The organism is Runella zeae DSM 19591 (assembly GCF_000423565.1).
GTDB lineage: Bacteria > Bacteroidota > Bacteroidia > Cytophagales > Spirosomataceae > Runella > Runella zeae.
The window spans coordinates 62,687-78,775 of sequence record NZ_KE384036.1; the positions used below are offsets into that span (position 1 = coordinate 62,687).

Annotated in this window: 21 protein-coding genes; 7 read left to right on the top strand and 14 right to left on the bottom strand. The window is 41.1% G+C overall.

The features are described 5' to 3' along the window. Positions 1-61 precede the first annotated feature (61 nt). Positions 62-658 (top strand): TetR/AcrR family transcriptional regulator, encoded by a 597-nt coding sequence (locus tag G563_RS0118675; protein WP_028666636.1) that lies wholly within the window; start codon positions 62-64, stop codon positions 656-658. Positions 659-728: 70 nt separating this feature from the next. On the opposite strand, the gene G563_RS0118680 is transcribed toward G563_RS0118675, so the two are convergent. The 5 genes from G563_RS0118680 to G563_RS0118700 form a co-directional block, all read right to left on the bottom strand. After that, on the bottom strand, positions 729-1,427 hold the full coding sequence (locus G563_RS0118680) for a DUF1003 domain-containing protein (protein ID WP_028666637.1): 699 nt from the start codon (positions 1,425-1,427) through the stop codon (positions 729-731). 51 nt (positions 1,428-1,478) lie between these two features. Next, positions 1,479-1,856 (bottom strand): VOC family protein, encoded by a 378-nt coding sequence (locus G563_RS0118685; RefSeq protein ID WP_028666638.1) that lies wholly within the window; start codon positions 1,854-1,856, stop codon positions 1,479-1,481. A gap of 159 nt (positions 1,857-2,015) precedes the next feature. Further along, positions 2,016-2,831, bottom strand: a complete 816-nt coding sequence (locus G563_RS0118690; protein ID WP_028666639.1) for an AraC family transcriptional regulator — start codon at positions 2,829-2,831, stop codon at positions 2,016-2,018. A 209-nt stretch (positions 2,832-3,040) separates the two neighbouring features. After that, entirely contained in the window at positions 3,041-3,925 is an 885-nt protein-coding gene (locus G563_RS0118695; protein WP_028666640.1) for a pirin family protein, read from the bottom strand. A gap of 26 nt (positions 3,926-3,951) precedes the next feature. Then, positions 3,952-4,329, bottom strand: a complete 378-nt coding sequence (locus G563_RS0118700; protein ID WP_028666641.1) for a DoxX family protein — start codon at positions 4,327-4,329, stop codon at positions 3,952-3,954. Between the two features lie 98 nt (positions 4,330-4,427). On the opposite strand from G563_RS0118700, the gene G563_RS0118705 reads away from it, so the two are divergent. Continuing rightward, positions 4,428-4,790, top strand: coding sequence for a winged helix-turn-helix transcriptional regulator (locus G563_RS0118705; protein ID WP_028666642.1), 363 nt, complete (start codon positions 4,428-4,430; stop codon positions 4,788-4,790). A 110-nt stretch (positions 4,791-4,900) separates the two neighbouring features. Here G563_RS0118705 and bla read toward each other — a convergent pair whose 3' ends face one another. Further along, positions 4,901-5,803, bottom strand: coding sequence for a class A beta-lactamase, subclass A2 (gene bla, locus G563_RS0118710; protein ID WP_028666643.1), 903 nt, complete (start codon positions 5,801-5,803; stop codon positions 4,901-4,903). Between the two features lie 49 nt (positions 5,804-5,852). Between bla and G563_RS0118715 the strand changes: the two genes are divergently transcribed. Continuing rightward, a complete protein-coding gene (locus G563_RS0118715; RefSeq protein WP_211235293.1) occupies positions 5,853-6,464 on the top strand; it encodes a DinB family protein in 612 nt (203 codons plus the stop codon). A 97-nt stretch (positions 6,465-6,561) separates the two neighbouring features. Then, positions 6,562-7,161, top strand: a complete 600-nt coding sequence (locus G563_RS0118720; protein WP_229598531.1) for a Crp/Fnr family transcriptional regulator — start codon at positions 6,562-6,564, stop codon at positions 7,159-7,161. Here G563_RS0118720 and G563_RS0118725 read toward each other — a convergent pair. Continuing rightward, the gene (locus G563_RS0118725; RefSeq protein ID WP_063828422.1) at positions 7,153-7,842 is read right to left on the bottom strand and encodes a DUF4386 domain-containing protein; all 690 of its coding nucleotides are present in this window, start codon (positions 7,840-7,842) and stop codon (positions 7,153-7,155) included. The two genes, G563_RS0118720 and G563_RS0118725, sit on opposite strands and share 9 nt — an antisense overlap. 95 nt (positions 7,843-7,937) lie before the next feature. Between G563_RS0118725 and G563_RS0118730 the strand changes: the two genes are divergently transcribed. After that, positions 7,938-8,516 (top strand): Crp/Fnr family transcriptional regulator, encoded by a 579-nt coding sequence (locus G563_RS0118730; protein ID WP_028666647.1) that lies wholly within the window; start codon positions 7,938-7,940, stop codon positions 8,514-8,516. Here G563_RS0118730 and G563_RS0118735 read toward each other — a convergent pair. Further along, complete coding sequence (locus tag G563_RS0118735; RefSeq protein WP_028666648.1) at positions 8,500-9,135, bottom strand: DUF4386 domain-containing protein; 636 nt, start codon at positions 9,133-9,135, stop codon at positions 8,500-8,502. The genes G563_RS0118730 and G563_RS0118735 overlap by 17 nt on opposite strands. A gap of 105 nt (positions 9,136-9,240) precedes the next feature. Here G563_RS0118735 and G563_RS0118740 point away from each other — a divergent pair, with 105 nt between their 5' ends. Continuing rightward, on the top strand, positions 9,241-9,972 hold the full coding sequence (locus tag G563_RS0118740; protein WP_028666649.1) for a carbon-nitrogen hydrolase family protein: 732 nt from the start codon (positions 9,241-9,243) through the stop codon (positions 9,970-9,972). Between the two features lie 72 nt (positions 9,973-10,044). On the opposite strand, the gene secG is transcribed toward G563_RS0118740, so the two are convergent. From secG to G563_RS0118775, 6 genes are all read right to left on the bottom strand, one after another. Then, a complete protein-coding gene (gene secG / locus G563_RS0118745; RefSeq protein WP_028666650.1) occupies positions 10,045-10,410 on the bottom strand; it encodes a preprotein translocase subunit SecG in 366 nt (121 codons plus the stop codon). 71 nt (positions 10,411-10,481) lie between these two features. Continuing rightward, positions 10,482-11,309: a DUF8458 domain-containing protein gene (locus tag G563_RS0118750; protein WP_037327510.1), complete on the bottom strand. Its 828-nt coding sequence runs from the start codon at positions 11,307-11,309 to the stop codon at positions 10,482-10,484. 55 nt (positions 11,310-11,364) lie between these two features. Continuing rightward, the gene (gene lptE / locus G563_RS0118755) at positions 11,365-11,877 is read right to left on the bottom strand and encodes an LPS assembly lipoprotein LptE (RefSeq protein WP_229598532.1); all 513 of its coding nucleotides are present in this window, start codon (positions 11,875-11,877) and stop codon (positions 11,365-11,367) included. Between the two features lies 1 nt (position 11,878). Continuing rightward, on the bottom strand, positions 11,879-13,204 hold the full coding sequence (locus G563_RS0118760; protein ID WP_028666653.1) for a sigma-54 interaction domain-containing protein: 1,326 nt from the start codon (positions 13,202-13,204) through the stop codon (positions 11,879-11,881). A gap of 42 nt (positions 13,205-13,246) precedes the next feature. Further along, complete coding sequence (gene miaB / locus G563_RS0118765; RefSeq protein ID WP_028666654.1) at positions 13,247-14,719, bottom strand: tRNA (N6-isopentenyl adenosine(37)-C2)-methylthiotransferase MiaB; 1,473 nt, start codon at positions 14,717-14,719, stop codon at positions 13,247-13,249. Between the two features lie 166 nt (positions 14,720-14,885). Beyond that, entirely contained in the window at positions 14,886-15,209 is a 324-nt protein-coding gene (locus tag G563_RS0118775; protein WP_028666655.1) for a hypothetical protein, read from the bottom strand. 104 nt (positions 15,210-15,313) lie between these two features. On the opposite strand from G563_RS0118775, the gene G563_RS0118780 reads away from it, so the two are divergent. Continuing rightward, entirely contained in the window at positions 15,314-16,051 is a 738-nt protein-coding gene (locus tag G563_RS0118780) for an electron transfer flavoprotein subunit beta/FixA family protein (protein WP_028666656.1), read from the top strand. Positions 16,052-16,089: the final 38 nt, after the last annotated feature.

The following is a 16,089-nucleotide window of genomic DNA, read 5'->3' on the forward strand; positions in this document are numbered from 1 at the left end:
CATTTATGATATGTTGTAAATAATTTTACATTGTTAAGTTATTTCTAATCCATAAAAATGCATGGGAATCGTTGAACGTCGGGAACGCTTGCGCAAACAAGTCCGTACCGATATCCTCAAAACCGCCCGCGATATCGCCCGCGAAGAAGGTTGGCAAGCAGTATCTATTCGAAAAATAGCCGAAGTAATCGAATATAGTCCTCCTATTCTTTACGAATATTTTGACAATAAAGACAAGCTCTTAGAAACCATTCGTAATGAAGGCTTTAGCCATCTCCACAATGAGCTTACTCGCCTCAAAACCCTGTATCGTAGTCCCGAAAAGCTCCTGCTCGAATTTGCGCAAGTGCAATGGAAATTTGCGATTGAGCAGCCCGAGGTATTTCAAGTAATGTTTAATATAGAAGGAGCGATGTGTCAGTCTAGGCAAGCGTTTCAGGTGGAGTTTGCGATGCTCAACAACCACCCTATTTGGGATGCCTTAGCGCACATTCGTCCTCGGTCGGCTGATGCGATCTCCAAAACCTTCTACGAATGGTGGTGTTTGACTTATGGTTTTTTGATGGTATCTCTCATCACTCAACCCAAAACCAGCTTAGTTACTTTTGAGCCTATTTTTATGGAATCTGTAAGGCGTTTTGTGAGGGGGCTTGTATGACCAAACATTTACATCCATAGACTTTGATAGAAGCAAGCCTTGGCAATGTTTTGAAACATTGCCAAGGCTTTTATGACTCTTTGGTATTCAAACGCTTCATCAGATCTTCTAAATAATCAATCTGAACTTCCTGTATTTCAAGCAATTTTCGATTTTGATGTACCAGTAAGTGGTCCATTTTCTCACTCAGCAACTTGATTTCGAGCTCGGCTTTTAGATTGATTTTATAATCATGCTCGGCACGTTGTCGGTCTTTTTGCTCTTGTCGATTTTGACTCATCATAATGATTGGTGCTTGTATGGCTGCCAAACACGATAAAATCAAATTTAACAAGATAAAGGGATAAGGGTCGAAAGGCTTGGCCGCCAACACCCACACGTTGATCAACATCCACAGCATGAGAAAAGAGAAGAAAGTGACAATAAACGTCCAACTTCCTCCAAATGTGGCAATCTTGTCGGCTAGCTTCTGTCCGGTGGTAAGTTGGGTATCTATTTCATCCTGAATGTTTTCCGACAATATGGCGTTTTCATTAATCGCCTTCATTACGTCCAAGTCTAGCACTGCCAACTCGCCCCGCTCTTGTTCTACTAACTTAGTAAGATAAGTACGTCGATAATAATTCAGCTCATCAATCGAAATATAGCTTTCGGCACTAAATGCCGGATAGTCTTGCTGAATGTACTTGAATATACTATCTCGGATATCGCACCCTTTGACGGCCTCTGCTGCCTCGACCGAGACATTTGAAATAATACTGATTGGCATATATTTCTTCTAAAATTTTCTGCGAAGGTATTACTTTTATTGCTCAATCAACTACTCCTGAGGAGAGTACTTTACGATATCTATTCCGATACCATTGGGATCTTCGATAGCAAAATGCCGATCTCCCCAAGGTTCGTTACGAATATCGATTTTGATTTCTATTCCGCTATTTTTTAGTTTATTATAAATCTTGTCCACATCATCCACTTCAATGGTAAGATACATACCTTTTCCCATAAATGGTGCTTGAAACAAAGGCTGCTGAGTGGGATGATTTCGCAACAAAAAGCTAATTTCGGCTTCTTTGGAGGGTGTATGAAGTAAGAGGTAAAATTCGTTTTCAAAACTTACCCCAAAGCCTAATACTTGGGTATAAAAGACCTTGCTCTCTGCGAGTTTGTGCGTAACAATACCTGCGTTTAGTTTCATTTTGTTAGAGATGTTAGAAGTTCTGCTTTTTTGTGAATAAGCACTATTTGATAAACAAACAAGTAGGCAAATGGCTATTAAGTATCTCATTGTCAATAGGATTTTGATGACACAAAAGTCAACAAATACCTTGCTTTATCATTGTAAAAATCGGACAACTTACCTGCCAAATGCTTTGCTCGGCGTCACTCCATAAAAATTCTTAAACTCCTTGATGAAATGAGCTTGGTCGTAATAGCCTACATCAAAAAAAAGCTTGTTTTGTCTCAAACTCTGAGAGGAAGGTTTGGCGCGTAAAATATTCTGAAACCGCACCACTTTACTAAACGTTTTGGGTGTATCACCAATATAAAACTCAAAAAGGCGCCGAAGCTGACGTGAACTTATACCTGTGTCTAAATCTGTTTCTACATCTAGTACTCCATGCTTGTCAAGAATAATCTGTATCGCATCGTAGAATCTAGTATCATAGTCAACAATCGCCTTTGAGACGATTTCAATAAAATAAGCATCCAATAAGTTTACGATTTGGTCGGGGGGCTGTTCAGCGTTCAAATGATTTCTAATGAAATCTGAAACATGAGGAAGTACATTGTCTAATGATTCAAATTTGTTGCTAAGTTCTTTGGCGTTGATTTTGAATAATTGCGGAAACATACTGGGCAAAAACCGAACCCCCACATAATTGAAAGAAGGAGGAAGAGCAAACTCCGTAAACTGTTTGCAAAAACCCATCACAAAACTTTCGTGCGATTGATGTGCCTCAAAAAATATATCAATACACCCATCCGAAACTACGCGGTAATTGAACTGCTCCGCCAATGGATGAGCGGTTTTGAGCTGCCAATAGCAATAAATATAACGTCGTAACTCAGGTGCCGGCAAAAATTCACGATAAATAACATTGTCGGCCGATTGTCTGACCGTCGGCTGAATAGGCGTGTACAAATCTCTTATGCTGATTGATTTACTCAAAATATACTTCGTTTTACATTGCCAAAGATAAAAACAAACACGAGTCATCCCGAAGGAGTTTGTAGAGCAATACCTATCATGATAATCATAAAAATACCTTCTGATTAGGTTTGAGAGTCTGCAAACGCTCAAATACACATCAGAAGGCACTATGGGTGAATCACCTAACTTCGAGAAGACTCATGTTTCTGTTTTACAACCATCTATTTCTACACTATGGTTTCCTTGTGGGTGGTGGTGTATTTGATTTTGCTGCTTTGTGGCAAATGATTCAAGTGGGGCATTTTACCCTGGCGATATTCCTGATAAAGTCTTCTTATATCTTCTTGAGAATCACCAATAAACGGCCCATGACTCACTATCGCAGCATGCTGCGGCTCACCCGCATATACTATAAATCGTGCACCTTCATCGCCTGCTTTGAAGCTTACTTGGGTCTCCTCAGATGGTACTGAAGGTAGTTCTAGCCAAGCCGATTGGCCTTGCAGGATTTTTTTATCTCCTATCCATACAGCTCCTTCCACTACATAAATGAAGCCGTTGTAAGAAGCAGGAAGTATCTGAATAGCATCACTTTGAGCCCCTAATCGAAAATCCACCAATGTGAAAGGGGTGTAATTTTTTAAAGGTGAAGTAAGGCCATTGCTCGTTCCGCTATAAACCCTAATTTCATCATTACCATTGCTGAAAGTGGGTACATCTTCCAGCTCAATTTGTTGCCAACGAGGCTCGGCCCAGCGTTTATCAGGTGGTAGTACCAACCACAATTGCAAGATGTGCATTTTGGTTTTGGCCGTAATTTCTTCCGTATGAATGATACCTTTACCCGCAGTCATTAATTCCAAACTCCCCGTTTTCCATTCTCTTCCGTCGCCTTGCAATACCAAAGTCACCGTTTCAAAGCCTGCGTGAGGATGGGCACCGCCCACTGGCGCGCCACCTGGCAAGTCAAGGCGATCGTCCATGAGGAGAATAAAGGGATCGGTTTGGGCAAATTGAGTGCCATCAATGACCGCCGCTGCGGTATGGCCTATTCCCAGAAATCCTTGATGTAAAGGACTGCTGACAATTTTAGTTATTTTACGCAGTTTCATGTCTGAATTGATTTTAAATTTAATTTTTATGCTTCAGTAGTTTTAAACAACCGCTGTTTTAACTCTGGAAAACGTAACACAATCGTAATCCAGACCAATACCTGTATCACCACTGCCATCATAATAGACTGCTGATGCTGAAGGTGGGTAGCAATCGCTCCTCCCATATACGCAATCAACAGCAACGAGCCTAATACTCCTGTACGAGGAATAACAAAAAGTATCAGCGAAATAATCTCGACAATACCAATGATTCGATAAGTATTGGCATCTATCCCCGTAGATGCAGCTTGCGCCAATGCAGCTTCATTTTGTGTGAGTTTTAAGTAAGCACTAAACGTAAAAAGTAATGCTAAACCTAGGGTCAAAACCCAACCTATTGTTTTGGTGATTTTCTGTGACATCTTCAATTATTTTTTGATTACGTTGCAAAATTACAACCCCATGTTATACTTTTATTATCTGTTACAAAAAGGATACCGGTTACAAAAAGAATACCACTATGGAGATTAAAGAAGAATACGCCATTGAAAATAAAGCCGAATGCAAAAGAGCTATTTTGGCCGTAAGAGATACCTTAGATGTAGTAGGAGGCAAGTGGAAACTAGTCTTACTGACTATCTTAATGAGGGGCAAAAGAAGGTTTAGGGAGCTTTCTAGAGAAGCTGGTATTTCTCCCCGGATTTTGTCGAAAGAATTACAAGAATTAGAAATGAATGGACTCATTAGCCGCACCGTAAACGATACCAAGCCGATTACGGTAGAGTATGCCGTTACGCCTTATAGCGAGACCTTACATGAAGTACTTGACGCCCTCAATCGATGGGGGGTACAACACCGTCATAAAATTATTAATACTCCATAAAATCGTACTCATCAGGGATGTACAAACACACCATTTTCTTATTTTGATAAATCTCAGGGAATCGCTGCCTGATGTGGTTTCTATGGTGTTTTTCCATTACTATTGAATGGTCATTTCGACTTTTCGTTGAAATAATCCCAGGCAACTTTTGCAATATCGGCCACAATCTTCTCATTGGTTTCGGCATTTTCTTTAGAGTCAGTCACAAAAACACTAATGAAAAAGTGGTGCCCATTGGGTAAAAATACAATTCCTATATCATTTACAGCCGCTGTAATTCCTTTGTTAGTACCTGACGAACCTGTTTTGTGGGCCACTACCGTATTAGGCGGCAGCGCTCCTTTTAGTCTTTTAGCGCCAGTAGTTGTTTCTCGCATTACTCGCCAGATAAAATCATGACTTTTGGCCGAAAGAAACTTTTTCTTATTGTAGTAAAAAGCCGCCAATACTTCATTGGCCGCTTTGGGTGTTGTCCAGTTTTGAAACTGTAGCTCCCAATTACCTTGCTGCTGTTCCTCGTTAAATTTAATCGAAATATCTTTAAAGTTGTGTTGAATAAAATAATCCTCCACTACTTTGGGACCACCCAAAAGTCGAAGCAAAACCTCACAACCCACGTTGTCGCTTGAAGCTACGGTTGATTCTAAAATTTCGGCAATCGACAAAGTAGCTCCGTTGGGGTATTTATCGCGTATAGGACTGTAAAGATCGGGCAACAAATCTTTTTTTTGAATTTCGATTTTTTGATCAAGCGAAAGTTTCCCTTTATCTACCTGCGACAACACCACCAAACCAATGTGTAGCTTAAAAACACTTTGCAGAGGATAATGCCGATTGGCATTGATTGATAGCGTATCTTTGCCATTGTTTCCACTAATCGCCACCCCTACCACGGCGTTTTTGGTCGCTAATATTTTATTAATTTTCTGACGTAAATCGCTGGTTGTCTGCCCCACAACGTGGCCAATCATTACGAAAAATAGAAGAATAGACAGACCGGTTAGTTTGTTCATTTTTTTAGATTGCTTTTGAAGAAAATACATAAAAAACCTGTTTGTAGGTGTGGAGGGGCAAATTATCGAAGAAATCTTGAACCACAAGCAAAAAACCGAACATAATTTACCGTTTGATTGGGTAGCCAAAAATATCCGTATTCAACCACTTATTGACACAATGGAAAATCCATTAAAAGAAATCATCTGGAATCAATTTGGTGCAAGCATCGAAATGCTCGAAAACGCTATCTTTCTATGTCCAGAAGAAGAATGGAACACCGACAAACTATTCTGGTACCAGGCTTTTCATTGTTTATTTTTCTTGGATTATTATCTCACGCTTGAGCCTTCTACTTTTGTACCGCCAGCGCCGTTTACCTTGTCCGAGTTTGAAGATACGCTCCCTGAAAGAGTATATACTAAGGAAGAATTGATGACTTATTTAGCTTTTTGTAAAACCAAATGCCACGACCTAATCGCCACTATGACCGACCAAATCGCCCACAGTCATTGGACAAATGAATCTCAAACGATGAGTTATCCTGTGACTGAGATTTTGCTTTACAACATGCGTCATGTACAACACCACGCTGCCCAGCTCAACTTACTATTGCGACAAACAATCAATGATGCTCCCGATTGGGTTTTTCGAGTTAGTAGCTCTTTGTTAAAGAGTTAGTGTTTCGCAACTCCGTTCGTGGTGTCTTTTGTGATTTACGATTACTTTTATCAAACATTTTTAAAAATGTAGTAACCCAACGAATTTTACCCTTGATATGGAGCAAACAGAGGTGAATGTGAGAGAAGAAGTGCTTCGTTTTGTCTCACAATTTGACAGCCTAACCCCAGAGGAAGCAGAAGAAATTGGGGCACATCTCAAAGCAAAAGCCTTCAAAAAAGGACAAATATTGGTGAAAGAGGGAGATATTACCCGCGAATGTTATTTTGTCCTAAGGGGGTGTTTAAGACAATATGTGATTTTGGACGGAGATGAAAAAACCACCGAATTTTATACCGAAAATCAAGCTGCGGTGCTTTTCAGCAGCTATACATCTCAAAGTAAATCAACAAGTTATCTAGTTTCCAATGAAAACTCGATTGTGATTGTAGGTACTCCTACCGAAGAAGACAAAATGTATCAAAAATTTCCAAAACTTGCCCACATCACCCGCATGATGTTGGAACAAGATTTTGGACAAATCCAAAACAAGCTTACGCATTTCATCACAAGCTCTCCCGAAGAACGTTACCAGCATTTACTGAGCCACCGCCCCGATTTGCTTCAACGAGTTCCACAGCACCAATTAGCTAGTTATTTAGGAATCACCCCCGAATCACTCAGTCGCATTAGAAAAAGGATTCTAAAATCAAGCTAACGAAATCTTTTGCCTTCCTTTCCACAAAAGCCAAACCGCAAGGCCCAACTCTCCCGCCGCCATCGGCAGGCTCAGAATAGCCTCCACTGTACTTTTGATACCCTGATAATCTTCCAAAAGCAAATTAGCGGTATTGCTTACTAAATAACATCCTCCCGCCACTAACGCCAAAATGCCCAGCGTTTTGGGAAGTGCTTTGGTCTTTAAGGCCAAATATCCCAAAAGACATAAATGCCCCCCAAAAACAATCAGCGACAAAGACCACATTTCCAAAAAACCATTCAAGGCACTATTGATAAGCATTTCATTTTGAGGAATATACTTCTGAAATTGTAGTACCATCACTGGGTTTTGGAGCGAAACTCCAAGCAACGCCGCATAGATGAGTCGCATCCAAGCCGTCAACAAAGACAAAGGTTCGTCAATATCTTTGAAAAATATGTAGATTGACCATGCCACAATAACATCCAAAATCAAAATCACCACAAACAAAAAAATGAACAATCGAAAGAGCGGCTGGGAATGATTGAGATTGACAAGCGTGGCCGTACTATTGTTGGCTACATAGATATTTTGAAAGGCATATCCATAGGCAGTTCCCGCAAAAATTGCCATTGTTAGGAGGGATAAGCCCATGACAAAAGCCATTTTTCGATGTAGTGGAGAAGTTAGTGTTTTCATGAGTTGTTTGTTAAATTTGAACGCACAAAACTACTTCACTCTTCATGCTTAAATCGTTGACTTAAGATAAGAAATATCACTATCCAAAAATTATCATGCAGCAAAAACTTATTGCTTATTTTTCAGAAATCATGCCCCTCACTGCTGACGAAATCGAAGCTATAGTGGAGAGCATGACGATTAAAAGCTATCAAAAAGGAGACATTCTACTTGCAGAAGGACAAGTGTCTATGGAATGTTATTTTGTATTGGAAGGGTGTGTGAGGCAGTATTATCTTATTGATGGTGAAGAAAAAACCACTCAATTTTTCACCGAAAATGACTGGGTTGTATCCTTCAATAGTTTTACCCAAAAGACCCCTTCAAATCATTATCTTGTTTGCAACGAAGATACTACTCTTGTGGTAGGCAATGAAGACAAAGAGAATGCCCTCTATCAACGTTTTCCAAAATTTGAATCCATTTCTCGTAATATTATGGGAAATGTGTACGGTCAGCAGCAAGAACTCACAGCCTCGTATGTAACCGACACCCCTGAGCAACGTTACATCAAATTGCGAGAGTTACGTCCCAACTTACTCCAACGCATCCCCCAATACCAATTGGCTAGCTATATTGGGGTAAAGCCAGAATCACTCAGCAGAATTAGGCGGAGAATCATGCAAAGGCATTGATTCTGTCAAAAGATAAACCTTTCAGGCAGAGCCATATACCAAAAGCAACTTCAAACAAGCCTCCCGGTAGCGACATGATAAGCCCAATTGGATACCCAAACAATTCGGAAATAGCCCCTAAAGTTAACCCCAAATACCCTACGAGTCCCCATATTGCGAGAAAGGCAGGCACCCATTTGAGCTTCCAAAGCGTATAGCAAAACCCTATACTGCCTACCCCTAAGGTCAGCATGGCAAGTTGATAAGCCCAAAAATTTGACTTTTGCACTGCCATTACTATCACCTGCGCCGCATCTTCATTAGGATGAGATTGCTGTAATCCCACTACGCTCACTAGGCTTACCATTCCTACTGCTAGCAGGAGCGACTCCACTAAGCGGGTACACAAATATCCCAAGGCGATTTGCTTGTTGTAGGTTTCTAAGTATGGATAAATCATAACCGCCAGCACCACTACTGCCACTGAATTTCCAAATGAGAGTAATATACCTAAACCCAGTCTAAGGCTATCCGAAGTCATAGAAGAACTCGAAATGAGGGTATTACCTACGCCATACAATACCATAGCTGCCAAAAACAAGCCTCCTATCCAACGTACATTTTTTTGGTTTACTTTCATTACAAGTTGTATTTTTGATAACACCTCACAAAAGTATTCCTACGTTTTCCCAATTTCATTGACAATTGTTAAGAAAGCATCGGACGAGTTTTATTTTTTTTGACTATGAAAATCTGCGTAGCCCAAATTCGTCCTCAAAAGGGGGCGATTGAAACCAACCTCCAACGGCATATCGAACTCATTAGGGTAGCGATAAGCCATGAGGTGGATATCATTATTTTTCCAGAACTTTCTCTATCAAGTTATGAACCTACGCTTGCCCAAGATTTGGCAAAGGAAGCCGATGATGTACAGCTTAGTATTTTTCAAGATTTAAGCGATACTCATCAGATTACTATTGGGATAGGAGTGCCTACTCGTACCCAAAATGGGATTTGTATTAGTATGATTATTTTTCATCCCTATCAGGCGCGCCAAGTATATTCAAAAAAATACCTGCATGAAGATGAACTCCCTTTTTTTGTGAATGGACAAAATGATAGCGTTGTCATCAAAGCCTTTCCGCACATGGCGCTTGCGATTTGCTATGAACTGTCCATTCCTGAACACGCCCAAAACGCCCATCGTCATCATGCCCAAGTTTATATAGCTAGTGTAGCCAAAACCGCTGAAGGAGTTCAGAAAGCCTCAAAACAACTATCACACATCGCTTCCCAATACAACATGACTGTGCTGATGTCAAACTGTGTAGGCTACTGTGACGATTTCGAAAGTGCCGGTCAGAGTGCGGTTTGGAATCAAGAAGGGTGCCTGTTAGGACAATTAGACGCTGTCTCTGAAGGAATATTGGTGATAGATACTGAGACCCAAGCAGTATTCTCTTCTATCTTAGTTTAGTGTCATTTTATACCCTCTAACAACAAAAGCCCCAATGACTTGGGGCTTTGTTAATAGAAAATGTCTTTTTGCCTATTTTTGCGCGGGTGCAGGTTGCTGCTGAGCTGGCGCAGGCGTTGTAGAAGGTGCTGGTGTCGTAGGAGCAGCTGGCAATGAGCGCTGATTTGCTTTCTCTACATTGACACTGTTGATGCCTGAATCAGTTTGAGGAGCCCCAATAAACAGGTTTGAAACCAAAGCCAAAATAGCCATTGCTCCAGCCAATCCCCAAGTAATCTGCTCCAACAAGTCCGTTGTGCGTTTTACGCCAAACATCTGAGTGGCACCTGTTCCACCAAATTCCCCTGCCAAACCACCGCCTTTTGAGTTTTGCACCAATACTATAAGTACTAGCAACACGGAAATAATGGCAATCAATACAATAAATACGGTGAACATAATCTTTTAATTTTTAGAAGTTTAACCTTAAACGTCAGATGCTATGACGATCAAACGTACAATGTATTACTTCATTCAGTGGTTAAATCCTTAATTTTTTCAGCAAAGTACGCTTTTTTTTCTGGTTTTTTCAACATCAACTGTTCGTATATTTCTATAGCCCGCTCAATTTTCCCCTGTCTAACCATAATTTTGGCCATTCCTTCGCTTACTACGCCTTCCGAGAAGGTCATGTTTCGTTTTTTAGCAAGGTCTTCTGGTTCGGTCACCACTTCATGGGGATTGGCTCTAATGGGTCCCATTTTGGCTTCATTCTCAATAAAACTATCAATAATTTCAATCTGTTTCAAACGTTCAAGTTCACGATGATCGAGTTGGGTATCTTCCACTACTGAGCTTTCTATCTGTTCCAATTCGGTTTGTAAGGCGTTTTCTCTTAAAGCACTGTCATCGATGGGAGGTCTTTCGGGCAGCTTGCTTTGGGCGGAGGTAGGTTCTACTAAAATTTGTAAATTGTCTTCTTCCAACGAAATCGTTGGTAATTGTGGGAGTTTCCAAGGCGCTTGATAATTGGAGGCAGGGGTCTTCTGATAATCTTTCGGCCACAATATCACGTTTTCAAATTGGCTACTCCGCAAAGCAGGCGACCATTCAAACTCGTTTTGGATCAATTTGCGCAGTGTATTGCGACTCAACGAATAAGCCGCGGCTTTTTGGACACTCGTCTCTGAGCGGTCAGGGAAATACTTCATGTACGACTTGGCAATCAACACATACAATGCCTGACAATAAGGATACTCTTGAGCGGCTTCTTCCAAATGGACAACATCCGTCTCCGCCGTATCTTCTGGATGCGTAGTCCAGTAAGAAAATGATTCTTTAACGTAACGATTACTCATATATGGGGTCAATAAAAAATGCACAAAAATAGCCGGCAGTCTCTGATAAAAAAAATTACCAGTCTCCTGCCGATTTATTGAAAATATCCTGCACGATTTGGTCTAAAATCTGCGGAATCAATCGACTTTCTACCTGACTCAGTGTTTGATTTTGTGGAAAATCTTTAAAAAAGGAGAAAGATTGATCAAAGTTTTTTTCTTCATCCTTGTTATTAGTAAACTTCACTTGAATACTGATAGTGAGTCGGTTTAGGGCAGCTTGGTCGTTGGAAGTAGGTGCTGCGGGAGTGACTTCATAGCCTACAATGCTTCCCTCAAGTTGAAGATCTCCATTGTTGGGCAACAACGCCAAATTGGTATTTCGTTGGTAATATTCTTTCATTTTTTCGTTGAACTGCAAAGCTAAGTTTGCAGGTCCACCGGCGGTTGCCATCGAAAAATTATTGATCGTAACACTCTTAATATCAGGGGCTAAGGTGGTTCCTCTGAAAGAATAAATACCACAAGAGCTACAAACCCATGCCTGAAACAAACAAAGAACAACAACCCATCCTCGATACCTAAACATGTTATTCTTCTTCAATATCATATTGTTTGATTTTTCTGTATAAAGTTCGCTCCGAAATTCCCAACGCTTGCGCCGCATATTTACGTTTACCATTACTCCGTTGTAATGCTTTCACAATCATCTCTTTTTCTTTTTGTTCGAGCGAAAGTGATTCATCTTCGGCGGTTTCATGTGCGATGTCTTCTACATCATCGTAGGGCGAAATCTGAATAATGTTGGACGACGGATTGGTGATGGTAGATCCGCTACTGATAGTAGGTTGACTTGGCAGAAGTTTGGTTTCGGAGAGCGCTTTCCCAAAGTTGCTATCCGCTTCTATACCACTAAATAGCCCATCGTGCTCCCGCAAAATATCACTACCATAGGCTTCATTGTTCAATACTTTTAGCACCAATTTTTTGAGGTCATTGACATCGCGACGCATATCAAACAAGATTTTGTACAACAACTCCCGCTCATTGAATGATTCGGGATTGGCACTACCATTGTTTAAAGCACCGTGCAGGGTCACTGAGCGGGTAGAACTAGCATAATTAGGCAAATATTTGACCAAGGTCTGGGGCGTAATCGGGACTTTATTGTCGGCTTCCAGTATTTGTATTTGTTCGGCAATATTTTTGAGCTGACGAATATTGCCCGGAAAATTGTAGCTAATGAGCATTTCACGAGCTTCGGCGGTGAGAACAACAGGCGTGATACGGTAGCGCTCGGCAAAGTCGGTAGTAAATTTCCGAAAAAGCATGTCAATATCCGACCCTCTCTCGCGAAGTGGAGGTACTGCAATAGGGACGGTATTGAGTCGATAATACAAATCTTCGCGAAACTTACCCCGCTGAACTGCATCTATCAAATTGACGTTGGTAGCAGCCACTACTCTTACATCCGTTTTTTGAACCTTCGACGAACCTACTCGGATAAACTCTTTGTTTTCCAAAACCCGCAACAAACGTGCTTGTGTGCCAATGGGCATTTCGGCAATTTCGTCCAAAAAGATGGTACCGCCATTGGTAATTTCAAAATACCCCTTACGATCATCTATTGCCCCTGTAAAAGAGCCCTTTACGTGTCCAAACAACTCTGAATCAATCGTTCCTTCGGGAATCGCTCCGCAGTTGATGGCGATAAAGGGCCCGTGTTTACGGGCACTTAAATTATGAATTATCTTTGAAAAAGATTCTTTACCACTTCCACTTTCTCCCGTGATGAGCACTGTCAAATCGGTGGCCGCTACTTGCATGGCTACGTTGAGAGCGTAGTTGAGAGCAGGAGCATTTCCGATGATGCCAAAACGATTTTTAATGGATTGTATTTCGGGATTTGAAAGCATTTAGCAAACCAAAAAATGACAAATAAATTTTAAGAAAGTCCACTAAGCAGGTACTTCTTCTACTACTTTTCCAATCAAAGTAGCCGACGAACATTCTGTCACTAATACATGAACATAATCTCCCTTTTTGTAATGTTCTCTTGGAAACACCACCACTTTATTTTGGTCATTTCGACCACACAAATCTGCATCCGAACGCTTCGAAGGACCCTCCACAAGCACTTTATGGACTTTACCTAGTGCCAATTGGTTGCGCTCGCCCGAATGCTTAAGCTGCACCGCAATCACTTCTTGCAAGCGACGCTTCTTGATATCTTCGGCGATATCGTCTTTGTATTTTTTGGCGGCGGGTGTACCAGGTCTTTCAGAATACGCAAACATATAAGCGTAGTCATATTTTACGTATTCCATCAGCGTGAGTGTGTCTTGATGCTCTTCCTCAGTTTCGGTACAAAAACCCGTAATCATATCGGTCGAAATGCCACAATCTTCGCCCAAAATCTCACGAATCCGGTCGATTTTCTGAACGTACCACTCGCGGTCGTAAGTTCTGTTCATGAGTTTCAATACCCGACTATTACCACTTTGTGCTGGCAAGTGAATGTACTTGCAGATATTTTCGTACTTCTTCATGGTCCAGAGCACATCATCTGTAATGTCTTTGGGGTGAGAAGTACTAAACCGAACTCTTAACTCTGGACTGACCAAAGCCACCATTTCCAACAATTGGGCAAAATTGACCGTAGTCACATTTTCGTTTTCTACAATTTCGTCTTGTGGCTTTATTTTACCTTTTTCGCTTTTCCACTTATAGCTATCTACATTTTGCCCTAGCAGCGTCACTTCACGATAGCCTTCTGCAAAAAGCTGACGAGCTTCTTCTACGACGCTAAAAGGATCACGACTACGTTCACGCCCACGAGTATAAGGCACTACACAAAAACTACACATGTTGTCGCAACCACGCATGATGCTGATGTAGGCCGTAATACCATTGGAATTCAGGCGAATAGGTGAAATATCGGCGTAGGTCTCCTCGCGCGACAAGAATACATTGACTGCTTTTTGTCCCGTTTCGGCCTCTTCTACAAGTCTTGGCAAATCACGATAAGCATCGGGTCCGGCCACGATGTCTACCATTTTTTCTTCTTCCAAAAGTTTAGTTTTCAAGCGTTCGGCCATACATCCTAGCACGCCAATCACCAACCCCGGACGTTTTTTCTTGAGGTTGTTGAGCTGCTGAAGCCTATTTCTAACTTTTTGCTCGGCATTGTCACGAATGGCACAAGTATTCAAAAAAATCACATCGGCACCATCTTCGCTAGAAGTAGTAGCAAAATCAGCATTGCGCATCACAGCCGCCACTATTTCGCTATCCGAGAAATTCATCTGACACCCATAGCTTTCGATAAAAAGTCTTTTTTTGTCAACCGTCAGCTCTTCTTCGCTTACTTTGACAATCTCACAGGCTTCTTTATCTGTTTCCGAAAGTATTTTTAATGTTGAAGTAATCATTTTCTTGGTCAATGTCGTTAGTTCCTGTAAGAGCTATTTATATAAAGACTCTCAAAGAAGTGCCGCAAAGTTACGAAAGAATCCCTGAAAAAACTGACAAAGTGTCAGGGTTTAACAAAATTTAGTAAAATTGGGCGTTCTTCATTTGATTATTGCTGAAGCCACGTCAAAGATACTCGTCTTGGAAAGCACGATAAGCCCGTTGAAGCTCTTGATAAGTTTTTGTATTTTGCTGATTTAATGCCACTTGCATCCCTTGGAGATACAATTTTTCGGCTTCTTCAAAAAACTCCATCTCAGCAAACAACGCCGCAGCATGGTAGTAAGTAGGCAAATAATCAGGATGTTTCTCCAAAAGCATCCGAAAATATACCTCAGCTTGGTGGGCATCGCTATTTTGATATTCCATCGCTAAGGCATAAATATTGAAAGGATCGGAAGGATCTTCTTCAAAAAATTGTAGTAATAACGTGAGGCGATTGTTATTCATAAAAAATTATTATGCAAGCATACTATTTTTAAAAACCTTGTTTATATTCGCACCAACAAAATAAATCTTCTAAAAGTTATATTTCAAACCATCTGAATAAACCCATGAAAATTTTAGTTTGTATAACCAATGTTCCAGATACATCAGCCAAAATTAGTTTTACTGATAACAATACCAAACTCAACAAAGCAGGAGTTCAATATATGATAGGCCCCTATGATGATTATGCTTTGGCACGAGCAGTGGAGCTAAAAGAAAAATCGGGAGGCAGTATTACTGTTCTCAATGTAGGCGAAGCCGACAGTGACCCGCAAATTCGGAAAGCACTCGCGATTGGGGCTGACGACGCTATCCGCGTCAACTGTGACCCTCAAGATTCTTATTTTACGGCGGCACAAATCGCAGCCGTAGCCAAAGAAGGGAATTATGACTTGATACTTATGGGACGTGAATCTATCGATTTCAATAGTGGCGTCGTGCACGGATTGGTAGGAGAAATGCTCGGAATCCCGTCGTTTTCGCCCGTTATGAAACTTGATATAGAAGGCAATATCGCCAAATTTGCCCGGGAAATAGAAGGAGGTAAAGAGCACCTCGAAGCGCCTCTGCCGCTGGTATTAGGCTGCCAAGAGCCTATCGCCGAGTGGAAAATCCCAAACATGCGTGGTATCATGACGGCTCGTACCAAACCTCTCAAAGTCGTAGAGCCTGTTGAGGTAAACGACCTTGCTTCGCTTACGGCTTATAGCTTGCCCGCCCCCAAAGGAGCTTGTAAAATGATTCCTGCTGACCAAGCAGAAACGCTTATTAGCCTTCTAAAAACAGAAGCAAAAGTATTGTAAATACAGTGACACCTGTCTATCAAACACTTACTTCATTA